The 11109-nt window shown below is 41.6% G+C and carries 6 protein-coding genes; 1 reads left to right on the forward strand and 5 read right to left on the reverse strand.

Annotated elements, in window-relative coordinates:
- Positions 1-1565 (reverse strand): Calx-beta domain-containing protein (locus tag MW688_RS15595; protein WP_486736933.1); only part of this gene is annotated, 1565 nt, incomplete at its 3' end.
- Between the two features lie 103 nt (positions 1566-1668).
- Positions 1669-2967 (reverse strand): AAA-like domain-containing protein, encoded by a 1299-nt coding sequence (locus tag MW688_RS15600; protein ID WP_486736934.1) that lies wholly within the window; start codon positions 2965-2967, stop codon positions 1669-1671.
- 180 nt (positions 2968-3147) lie between these two features.
- On the opposite strand from MW688_RS15600, the gene MW688_RS15605 reads away from it, so the two are divergent.
- Positions 3148-3297, forward strand: a complete 150-nt coding sequence (locus MW688_RS15605) for a hypothetical protein (protein WP_486736935.1) — start codon at positions 3148-3150, stop codon at positions 3295-3297.
- Positions 3298-3508: 211 nt separating this feature from the next.
- On the opposite strand, the gene MW688_RS15610 is transcribed toward MW688_RS15605, so the two are convergent.
- The 3 genes from MW688_RS15610 to MW688_RS15620 form a co-directional block, all read right to left on the reverse strand.
- On the reverse strand, positions 3509-3880 hold the full coding sequence (locus MW688_RS15610) for an endonuclease/exonuclease/phosphatase family protein (RefSeq protein WP_486736938.1): 372 nt from the start codon (positions 3878-3880) through the stop codon (positions 3509-3511).
- Between the two features lie 476 nt (positions 3881-4356).
- Positions 4357-7686 (reverse strand): Swt1 family HEPN domain-containing protein, encoded by a 3330-nt coding sequence (locus MW688_RS15615; protein WP_486736936.1) that lies wholly within the window; start codon positions 7684-7686, stop codon positions 4357-4359.
- A 5-nt stretch (positions 7687-7691) separates the two neighbouring features.
- A complete protein-coding gene (locus MW688_RS15620) occupies positions 7692-10619 on the reverse strand; it encodes a DUF1156 domain-containing protein (protein WP_486736937.1) in 2928 nt (975 codons plus the stop codon).
- Positions 10620-11109 lie beyond the last annotated feature (490 nt).

An 11109-nucleotide genomic window follows, 5' to 3' on the forward strand; every position in this document is an offset into this window, starting at 1 on the left:
TTTACTTGTGGGCCTGCTTGCCTAACATAATCGGCTTGAGTAAACTCAGTAGTATTTCTCAGAACGGCGAGAATATTATTAGTATTACTGTCTACAATATTCAGGTTGCCATTATTTACAAAAGTGTTTAACTCAGCAAAATCGAGATCGCTGCTAAAGAGGTCTTCACCGCGAACAAAATCATTGATGGTATCTTTACCTTCACCGGATAAAACCACAAAGGTATCGGCGCCTGCTTGACCGGAGAGGCGATCGCTTCCTGGTCCTCCATCTAGGATATCGTTTCCTGCTTCACCTCTTATCACATCATCCCCTTCTAAGCCTTTAATGATTTCAGCATCATTAGTACCTATGAGGGTATCGTTGCCTGGTGTTCCTTCAATGATTGGCAATACAGGTTCATCGTTGTCTATGATGGTGAGAGTTGCTGTATTCTGAGTACCTACAGTAGCACCATTAGTCGGATCAGAAAGAGCTAAATTGATAATTTCATCTGCTTCTACATCGCTATCATCAACGATAGGAATAGTTAAAGTTTGACTAGTTTCACCATCGGCAAAACTTACTAGCACTGGGGTGCTATCATAGTCATCTGGTGCCGTTGCTGTGCCATCTGTCGGTGTTACCGTAATATCTACAGTCCCGTCACTCCCACCTGTTCTCACTAGGGTAATAGGAGTATCAGTCGTGCCATCTTCGCTTACACTGTAACTATCTAAGTTGAATTCAATAACTCCTGGATTTACTTGTGGGCCTGCTTGCCTAACATAATCGGCTTGAGTAAACTCAGTAGTATCTCTTAACACGGCGATAATTTCTCTAGTATTAGTGTCTACAAGATTAACATTACCACTCCTGATGTCAATAGTTAGATCAGCAAAATCGAGATCACTGCTCACCACGTCTTCACCCCGAACAAAGTCAAAGATGATGTCTTTACCTTCGCCGGATAAAGCCACAAAGGTATCATCCCCATCTCCACCTAATAAGCGATCGCTTCCTGGTCCTCCATCTAGGGTATCGTTTCCGAGTTCACCTCTTATTAAATCATCTCCTTCTAAGCCTTTAATCATGTCAGCATCACGAGTACCTCTTAGGGTATCATCGCCCGGTGTTCCTTCAATAATGGGAAAAGCATAATCTTCTTGGGTAAACTCAGTAACATCTCTCAGTACCGCTAAAATATTGTTCGTAGTACGGTCTGTAATGTTAACATTACCATTTCTGACGGCAATATTTAGCTCAGCAAAATCAAGATTACTGCTAAAGAGGTCTTCACCCCGAACAAAGTCATTGATGGTATCTTTACCTTCGCCGAATAAAACCACAAAGGTATCATTGCCCTCTCCACCTAATAAGCGATCGCTTCCTGGACCACCATCTAGGGTATCGTTTCCTGCTTGACCTCTGAGGGCATCATCTCCTTGTAAGCCTCTAATGAGGTCACTACCACTAGTACCGATGAGGGTATCGTTGCCCGGTGTTCCTTCAATGGTGGTTGTAGTTGTTTCGAGAGTTATAGCAGATTCCAGAAGTTCTAAGGTTGATTGATCAGTATTTGGCATGGCGTGTAATAATAACGACTACTTCTCTATTAAATTCTGCCTTTACCTGAGTTCAAACATGAGAATAACTAACTTAATTCTGACTTTGTTTTGATTTAGCCACTCAATACTCTAAAAAATATCTTTGATATAATTTATTTTCCGGTATAGCTTGATTACCTAACAAGGTAATCAATCCCATATTGCTTAATTTGTAAGCGGGAATCGGATCTAATAACACAGGTTCAGTTGTGCCTATAACCTGTTTAAATGCTGCTGCTAAAATTGGGTCTTCTTGTAGGCTAAGCCCATAGCGTTGCAAATGAGCAGCATAAATACCTGTGGAGGTAGTAGCAGTTTCCAGTAGTTTTTCTAGTGTTATCTCTCCCAAACTAAGGTGATAAAGTGCTGTTTGGACTAAAATGGGATGTCCTCCCACCATATCCATCAATCGTCTAGCATTTACCTCGTCTTGCCAATTGAGTTGATAACGTTGAGCTAACTGACACACCTCTTCTAAACTAAAAGAGTTTAATTGAACAGGTAATCCTACATTCAGAAGAGATTGATTAAATTGAAGGGGAACATAAATTTCTGTAGAGTGAACCACAATCAAACGGAGTTTTTGCCAAATCTCAAAGGTTTTTGCCTGTTCATGCCATGAACGTAATAGTGCTAAAAAATCCTTTGCCACTTCAGGATCTTGAAAAATTTGATTTACCTCATCTAAAGCTAAGACCAGGGGACCGTCAATAGACTCCAGAAGATAATCTTCAAAATAAGAGGTGCAACTAATTTTATTCCCTAAATCATGGTCCCAATACTCATCTAATCTTGGCTTAAGCTGAAGTTGTCGAGTAGTGTAAGCAGATAGTAAGCGCAAAAATAGATCAATATTTCTCAAGATCAATTGATCAACCTGTTCTAAATTTAAGTTAACCGTACGATAACCTAAACTTTTAGCTGTTTCCAGAATTCGCAATAATAATGAAGTTTTGCCTGTTTCTCTAGGCGCTTTTATAATCACTAAAGCGCCTGGTTGTTGAATTTCTTCTTTAATTTGAGCTTCTATGGGATGGCGTTCTAGGTAAAAAGGAGAACCAAGAGGTAAAGCACCATTGGGATAGGGAGGTTTTTCTAATTGACTCTTTCTAATATCGGCAGTATTTATATTCTTTTGACTGGTTTTAGATAAGGCTTTAACATCGGGTGCGGCGATTTCTTTCCAATCTAGAGCTAAATGCCGACAAAGTTCTTCAAAGGTTGTGAAATCTACGGGTTTTCCTGTTAAAAAATTATTCACAGTAGCAAGAGCATATCCCACATCCTCGGCTAATGCTCTTTGACTGGGATAGCCCTTGTTTCTTAGGCATAGTTTAACCTTATCAATATACTTACGTTGAACTTTTAGGGATCTGGGCATGGAATTGTGTAATAACAAGTTATGATTATTTTAAGACGCAGTGGTTCAAATTCGGTAACTTCTCCAAAGAATATTTAACCCATATTAAGATATTACAGGGATGCTGTTGGGTTTCGTTGACAAGGGCCCAACCTACAAATTACTACAACCTACAAACTTAACCGATAACTTTCTGTTTCAATGAGTTTTGAAGTAAGAGAATTAATGCGATCGCGCTTAAAAATTGATTCTCCCTTGTCGGCCAATTTCTGTACTTTTGTTTTGGTGCAAGATATGAGGGGACCTTCTCCGGTAGAAGAAACCATAGGAAATAGACAAGAGATTTTGTAGGTTGGGCCCAAGGTAACGAAACCCAACAATCTAACATCAAACTCTGGTTGGGGTTGAGTTTTGAAGTTTTGAAGTCTTTACGTCTTTAAGTAATGAGTTAAAGAATTAATGCGATCGCGCTTAAAAATTGATTCTCCCTTGTCGGCCTATTTAGTACTCTTTTAGGAGTGCGAGCTTTTCTAAGTTAAAGTAGATTGAAAAACCCTATAATCTACTTCTTCAAACTTAAATCACTAACTAAAATTCGGTGATCTGAGTTACCACCTTCATAAGTTCTACAATTGATTACTTTAAAGTTTCTATTCACAAAAATATGATCAATAGGTAATTTTAAACTCCTGGTAATTAATTGGGGATATTTAACGTGAGTTGCTTCCTGAATCCATGATGGTTCAATGCCAAATCCTTGTCTTGTATTGTGTAAATTGGTCTTGTTTACTAGTCTTCTATAGTAGGGTGACCAAGGAGTTATATTAAAATCTCCCACTAATAATAAATTATCATCTTGATGGGTTTGAATATATTCGGTAATAGCAGCTAATTCAGCATTACGACTAGTGAAACGAGAAAATCCTAGGGGAATTCGAGTAAGATAATATTAGTTACAATTTGAATAAGTTTATCTACCATTTTTTAGTTTAATCTAGTACAAAAAGTTATATTAAAATACGCTAAGAATTTCCGATCTCCTAGTGGCAGCGATCGCTAAAAAACGAACCTGAAAATATTTCAGAGTTCCTTATAAAGCATAGCTTAACAAGGGGGGCTTTTCATGATAACTGTAAACATCTATTTGGTCATTGCTATACAAGTAAAAAAGTATGTTTTTGGCTTTGTGTAGCATACAAATACTTATGCTTCCTTGTCTACTTTCCTTCCTTGTCTTCTTTATCTCAACCTCACTACAAGCTCTTGGTAAAAAACCTACCCTTGTGAGGTTGGGGGGAAAAGTTAGTAATAAATGTTGTTAACACGAACTACTGCTATAACTTTGGGTAAAGATGCAAGATCTGAGGTACCCCCTCGGGTTTATTGGGCTAAAGCCCAACTACAAACTTATTAGTCTGTTTCAAATCCATGATTACGAAACTTGAGGGTTTGACAGTTTTCTCTTACAGTTCGTACTACACTATCTGGAACACCATCGGGTATATCCGCCTCAATTTCTAGAGTAATACGCAGATTAGCGCTGGTAAGGCTAGTAAGGTGTTGGATGACTTCTTGAACAATTTTACTACTATCGCGGTTTATACGCAGGGAATCTAGGTCAATAGAGCCATAAAAACGTTTATATACAGGGGGTTTAGGGGGTAAAGGTTTCTCTTGGTTGGTCTGTTGAGTTGTACCTGAAGATAATTGATGATTTACAGAAGTTTTTTGAGTAGTAGATGGATTTTGCGCTAATTTACGTTGTTTTTCTGCGTCAAGTTGCTGTTGTGCAACTATAGGTTTGACAATCAGGCTGGAACTACTTAGGGTAGGAGAAATAAGCATACCTGCTTTTAATCCTTGGTATTCACCACTATTCTCATCAAAGCCTTCGGCATAGGCGAAGTTTTGCTCTAATATGGTAGAAGATACACCTTCAATTACGGCATTAAGGAGGACTTGAGGGTTTTTCAGACGAGGGAGATAGATATATCTGGTGATATATTCCCAAAGTTGTTCAAGGTCTATATGGTTGGTCTCTTTCCAGAGATAATTATCAAGAATTTCTAAACACAGGCGACGTGCCGAGTAAGTAAGTAATATATGCTCTTCGTAGATTAAATTTTTGCTGGTTTGTATGAGAGGAGATTCTTTGCCAGAGAGACGAAGTTCTCTCCAATCAGGTGTTCCCTGGGGGTCGTCTTGACCGGGTACTAGTAGCCAATTATAGGTCTCATTGAGGACAGTTATCACCGCTTCGTTGAATTCATGTCTTTTGGTCTTGGCTTGACTGGTTTGGAAGTGGTCAAGATTGAGAATTTCTTTGTCTTCGACGATTGAATTCCAGGCCAGATATTTAGCCACAACCTTTTCTAAGTTTTCTAGTTTTAGCTTGTCTGGGGCGAGAAAGACGAGAGTATTTTTATAATAACGGGGGCTATTACCTTTGTGATTGAGTATTTCTGTGGCAAGTTCACAGGCTGAACTAGTAAAATTGCTCCTACTGTGGGAATGTTCCGGGTCTAGTATCACCAGGTGTATACCTTGATTTAAACCATCAGGAATGTCGGCTGTGGAGTTGGGGGCTACATGAACGGCGCTCAACTCGCCTCTTTCTTTATCTTGTTTGAGGCGCCTAATAATCTCTTCCCAGACTTTGTACATTTCATCTAGGTATTGATTTGACCTATCGCTGGCGGTGCGGGTAACATTAGGTTGAGTAGATATCCAATAGCGATTGCCGTCGAGATAGAGATAGGTGGCTTGGTCTGTGAGACGGCGCAAGGCATCACCAAAGGTGGTGGTATTCTCTCCAGGCTGCACACATCCTAGCTTGACGCGACGGTCTTCTAAACCTCGGTTAGCTGCTTTGATGGTGGGTGCAGAACCAATATATATGGTGCGGGCAACACGACGACAGGCGGAGTAGCGACCTAAGTTAGGATTTGCTCTATCTATGCTTAGGGGGAGGGAGTTAGAGCCGTCTACATCTTTATCGATGACAGGTAACCAGTTATCGTCTAGGTAACGAGTTAATTCTGATTGAACTTGGGAGTCATCCATAACTACATGAGCTGGCATTATTAGTAAGCTGTTGTCTCCTCGCTCCCACAAACAGTGAATAACTTTGGCCATTAATCTCAAAACTCCCCGAGTGCGCTGGAATTTATCTAAACTTGACCAATCGCTATAAAGGCGGTCAAAAAGTTCTGGGTGAATGGGGTAGGCGTTGCGTAAACGTTGACTATAGTTGCCTTCACTGCATTCGGAGGGGAATTCTTGACTCTGATTGTGGTACATTTGGGCAAAGGCTTTTAAAACCGCATCCCGGGCTGTCAGAAGATTAGTATCTATTGATTGAAATAATCGCCGTCGCACAATTTCAAAGCTTTCTTCAGCACTTGCTGGGCGCCAGGGGGATTCAACTCTACCAATGGCATTTTTGAGGCGGTCTAAAGCTTCTTTCCCTCTCTCGCCACCAATTTCAATATCAGAGGATGGGATACTTACAACTAAAAAGGTGCAATTGGCGTTTTTTGCTGATTCACTGAGGGTTTGAGCGAAGGTGAAGTGGGTGTCAAAACTTCCTGCGGGTAAATCACTCTTTTCATGAAGTTGACGGGCGTAGGCTACCCATTCGTCAATCAGAATCAGGCAGGGGGAGTAGCGGTTAAAGAGTTCTTTGAGTAGGTCTCCTGGGTTAGTCGCTGTTTTATCTACTGCGTCTAAAATCTTGTACCCTTCTTGACCTCCTAACTGCCAGGCTATTTCACCCCAAAGGGTGTGTACTTCTGTGCCGTCTGGTTTAAGGTGGCTTTGACCTGGGGTAATTTTGTTGCCTACGATAACTGCTTTATTGATATTTGTTGGTAGATTATCTATTTTTAATTCTTGCAGAAGGGGTTCTATACCTGTAAGACTGGTGGGAGAAACTCCAGAAAAGAGATGGTAGAGGGCCAACATGGCATGGGTTTTACCTCCACCGAAGTTAGTTTGTAGTTCAATCACCGGGTCTCCGGTATTGTTGGTTAATCGGCGTATTCCTGAGGTGAGGAGTTGTCTAAGTCCTTCGGTGATATAGGTACGTTGAAAGAATTCTACAGGGTCTCGATATTCATCGGAGCCTTCGTTTAAGTATACTTGCCACAAATCCGCGGCAAACTCAGCCTGTTGATAATTACCTGATGCTACATCCTGGTGGGGGGTGACAATTTGGCGCCAGGGTTTTAGTCCTTCGGTGGGTTTGCCTTCTGTAGGCGCTATGGCGGCCCGATGGGTTTCTCGTCGGGCTTGGTCTTCATAGCGAACTCGTAGTACTGCTTGTTTTTCTTTTTCTACTATATCTGCTTGGGGGGCAGATATTGAGGTGAGTAGACGTGTGATACTATCAAGGGCGCGGTAGGCATCGTCTGTGGAGAAGGTATTAGTATGAGCCCATTGATTACGAGTATCCCTTAGTTCGCTGACTAAAGTTCTCTCACTACGACCTAGGGTATTTCGGAAAACTTCGTTCCACTCCTGCCACATCAGGATTAGTAAAGAGGAGATATCATTTTTGATGGCATCTTCACCATCTTTTCTATCTTTTCCCTCTACATAGTTATTTGGTAGGGAGTTAATGGCTTGGGTGAGCCATTCTTCTCCGTAGGCGGCCTTCATTTCTCTCTCTACAAAGGGGTAGAGACCTTGTCTGAGGGTTTCTAGTCCGCGCCCAACTCTTTCTCGATTACTGATAGCCATAGTTTCTAGATTCCTAAATTAAGTTGACTTGTGCTTTGGGTTTTCTCATATTCGCTTGTTAAACGAGTAATTTGTGGCCAGGAGATAACTAAACAGTTGTAACCAATCCCTTCTTGTGACCAGCCGAGACTATCACACAAACTGTAGAGACGATAGGCCAATTCTCTGGCGAAGTATCCCTTTTCTGCTAATCTTGCTAGTAATGCAGCTGCACCCATTTCTCCCTTTTTATCTAGGGTATGAATCAGGTATTGAGTAGCCTTCCATAGGGGTATGCGATTATCCTTTTCTACTTCCCATTCTTTTTTAAGTTCTTCCCTTTTGATAAGGCGCACCTTACCGGATTTGGCCTCTAGAATTCCTGAGTCTACTAATCCCTTGACACTGGTATTTTTGGCCTTAGACAGGGTTTCTGCCTCTCCATAAGGTCCCTCTTCAAACTGGTATTGCTGAAACCAAATTAATGCCCACCGGGTATCTGCATCAAAATCCCCATCCTGTTCGCTGAAGTATTCATCTAGGATTTCATTAATTACTTGCAGGGCAAAGCGCACTCCTATAGGGGAGCCATCGCCTTCTAGTACTCCCCGATACTGGGAGAATATGGCCATACCCGGACCGATACTGGCTTGGGCTAAGTCAACGGGGGCTATATTACCCTGTTGTAGCTTTTTCACGGCTTGGGGAAGGTCCCGTCTTAGTTCCTTGAGGAATTGGCGCCGGGTGGCATCTGGGGCATTTTTGGGGCGTGGTCGGCAGACTAAGACGATGGAGGAGGCTAGAGCGTTGGTACCTTGTGCCAGCATTCGACTACTATTTTCAGTACGCATTGGCCAAGTGCCATTGACGGTAAAGCCCGACTTTATTAGTCCTTCTAACATAGTTTCCCAACCTGTGGAGGCGGTGGAAGCTTCCCCTTTGATAACATCTTCGTTTTTCTCTGATTGTTTGAAGGCGTAATATACAGTTAAGGGGTATTCTGTATGGGCGATATGATTAATTTGAGTGAATACTTGGTTTAATCCTGATTCAAAGAATTCTTGGGCTTTTTGCTTACTGCCTTCAAATCTATGAGGAGTGGCGACTAGTTCTGCTGTTTTTGGAACTAACAAGGTGGTAAAAAGAGAGGGATAAACTGATGCTAGAGACCTGCGTAACCAGACATAAAAGAAGTCAGATAAGTCTGCATAGCCAATATTATCATAGTAAGGAGGGTCTGTAGACAATAGCACTGATTCAAATTCTTGATTACCAGAACCTGCATCAATTTGATATGTAGTTCCTTCAATACTGGATTTAAAATTGCTGAAGGTTTTGGCAAAAGATTTGGCAATTCCATCAATTAAAACCACATAACTACCTGAACTAGATGAGAATAAATTAGGTTCAGCAAAGTCCCAAACCATCGGAATAGCTTGACGATTAAAAAGGTGTCGAGGACATTGGGCAATTGGCTCCCATGTTACGAGGCTATTATTTAGGTCAGCAGCTTTGTCCACCGCAAACCCTAAATAAGTGGCCACGGCATCAGCATAGGCAGTAGCACCTGTTCCTCCTTCGCTAATGCCGATACCATCATCTTCTCTTCCTGCTTGAATGGCATCTTCTCTTACCTTTTCTCTGGCTTTTTTGACTAAATCACTCAATGTGGTTAAGGCTACCAGTTGGCGCGATGTGAAGAGGTCACCTAAACTAGGCATACCATAATTGGGAGTTTGAAAATTACGATGTTTTTTGGGTATTTCTCCTTCAGGTTTCCATGTAGGTTCTGCTTTGCTTACTATTTGTTGATGTTCTTCCCTCGCCGATAAATAAATTCTTCCTGCTTTTCCCTCCGCTACAATCGCCATCAACTCTGATTTCATTCTCCCGGCTTTCCCTTCCTTGCGAATATGGTCAAAAGCTACAGGGTTTTCACAGGCTACACAGACAGCCCCTCTTCTATTTACCGTGCCTTCTCGGGCTTTTCCTTTACCTGTTTTCACTGCAAAATCAATAACTGGTTTACCCTCTCCACGCTGAATCATTGGCTCAACCCAAGCCTCTTTACCCTTCTTGGTTGATAACTGAAAACTATTTACTAAGGGCATCTGACAACCACAGGCAGGATTAGGACATTTTACAGTTCTTGCCCACAACCAGGCAATAACTGTAGCTTCTCCACCTCCATACTCCGAGGGAAGTTTTACTTGGGGATATAGATGTCCAATCTCTTTGAAGGCTTCATCTCGCATCCAATTTCCGTAGTAGCGCACATCTTCTGCTAATCCTTTTGCACCTAGCCACTTTTGTTTGATTTCTAGTTGTTGTTGAGATTCTGGGTTAACTGGGGGTAAATCTGGGAATTTTGGCGGGATTTCGATTAAGGCTTTGGTAATTAATACGGCTACGGGATTTAGGTCGCTTCCTTGTGCTTTTAAGCCTAATCTTTGTCCTTCTAGGGGTATTGAACCACCACCGCAAAAAGGGTCGTATACTGGAGGTGCATATTTAGCTATATAGTCTCTGACTAAGTCTGCTTGAGTTGGTGCATCTTCTCCCCTTCCCCAGGCTAGAGAACGAGCTATTTCTTGTTGTGCTATTGCTAAAACTTTGGCTGTGGGGTCGTTGATATCTTTCCAAGAGACTAGTCCTGTAACTGTTTGTGTTTCCTTACCCTTTTTATCGGTTTCGGTAATAATTTTACCCAGAATATCAAAGAGGCGCAGACGTTCTTGTTTTTGGTCTTCTTCTGTGGGGAATTTATCGGGCCAGGCTGAGGGGTCATCTACTAGTGATGCCCATAATACTGCTCGGGTTGTAGCTAGAGGTTTTCTTGACCACCAAAGATGTAGAGTTGAGGGATGTCCATGGCGAATGGACTTTTCTTTGGCTGATTCCACGTTAATAGCTTCTAGGGGGAGGGCAACTTCTATGAGTTTTTTTCTGAGCATTTCAATTGATTTTCTCTATTTAATTTTTTGGGTGCGATCGCCTTGTTGAGATTTATATATATACTTGTCTATAAAACCGATATTTTGTCACAATTATAGCATTGGAAGTAGGCGATCGCTTTTGTTTTTTTAATGTTGCGTTTCGTTACAAGGGCCCCACCTACAGGCTACGTACAGGCTACCTTCTTACTCATTACTCGTTACTCGTTACTTCAAAACTCATCATGTTGGGTTATCTCCCGGCTTAACCTACAATGTTGCTACTATTATATATAGGGCGCAAGCCTTGCGCCCCTACATCATCTTACATTGTCTGGGCGATCGCTTTTGTTTCTTTGAGGATAAAATTAATGTTGGGTTTCGTGACAAGGGCCTAACCTACAGGCTACGTACAGGCTACCTTCTTACTCATTACTCGTTACTCGTTACTTCAAAACTCATGTTTGTTGGGTTATCTCCCGGCCCAACCTACAATGTTGCTACTATTATA

This window comes from Johannesbaptistia floridana (genome assembly GCF_057440575.1).

Coding starts and splice junctions, on each gene's coding strand:
- MW688_RS15600 (WP_486736934.1), bottom strand. CDS start 2,967: ATGCCCAGATCCCTAAAAGTTCAACGTAAGTATATTGATAAGGTTAAA.
- MW688_RS15605 (WP_486736935.1), top strand. CDS start 3,148: ATGAGTTTTGAAGTAAGAGAATTAATGCGATCGCGCTTAAAAATTGAT.
- MW688_RS15615 (WP_486736936.1), bottom strand. CDS start 7,686: ATGGCTATCAGTAATCGAGAAAGAGTTGGGCGCGGACTAGAAACCCTC.
- MW688_RS15620 (WP_486736937.1), bottom strand. CDS start 10,619: ATGCTCAGAAAAAAACTCATAGAAGTTGCCCTCCCCCTAGAAGCTATT.